This window comes from Amphritea sp. 1_MG-2023, from assembly GCF_030547545.1.
Classification (GTDB): domain Bacteria; phylum Pseudomonadota; class Gammaproteobacteria; order Pseudomonadales; family Balneatricaceae; genus Amphritea.
In genome coordinates this window covers 1-691 of the sequence record NZ_JAUOQE010000086.1, presented here as the reverse complement: position 1 = coordinate 691, position 691 = coordinate 1, and the positions used below count along the sequence as shown (strand labels likewise).

Annotated in this window: 1 protein-coding gene; it reads right to left on the bottom strand. The window is 57.3% G+C overall.

The window, feature by feature from the left end:
• Positions 1-691, bottom strand: a 691-nt coding sequence (locus Q4488_RS18780; protein ID WP_303582133.1) for a VCBS domain-containing protein, incomplete at both ends; no start/stop codon positions are given.

Sequence of the window (691 nt, the reverse complement as noted above, 5' to 3'; positions counted from 1 at the left end):
CAGCATCGCCCGCATCCAACGCTTCGATCGCAGCGGCGTCTTTGCTGTAGCTGTAGTCGCCGGTGGAAGTATCTAAGATTAGCGTACCGTAAGTCCCCGCCAAGGTCGCCGTGGTACCCGTGACAGCCCCAGTATCAATACCGTAAGTCAGGGTGTCGCCATCATCGACATCCGCACCACTTAAGGTGCCGCTGAGATTCGCGTCCGTAGTCGAACTAGATTGATCGACTTCGGCAATCGAGCCGCTGATGATCGCATCTAGGGTCGGTGCATCATCCGCACCAGTGACGTTGACGGTAAAGGTCTGCGTGACCAAGGCACCATCGGCATCGGTGACCGTCAGGGTGAACAGATCACTAACAGCATCGCCCGCATCCAACGCTTCGATCGCAGCGGCGTCTTTGCTGTAGCTGTAGTCGCCAGTGGCCGTATCCAGGGTCAGCGTACCGTAAGTCCCCGCCAAGGTGGCCGTGGTACCCGTGACAGCCCCAGTATCAATACCGTAAATCAGGGTATCGCCATCATCGACATCCGCACCACTCAAGGTGCCACTGAGGTTGGCGTCTGAGGTTGTGCTGGATTGATCGACTTCGGCAATCGAACCACTGGTGATCGCATCCAGGGTCGGTGCATCATCCGCACCGGTGACGTTGACGGTAAAGGTTTGTGTAACCAAGGCACCATCGGCATC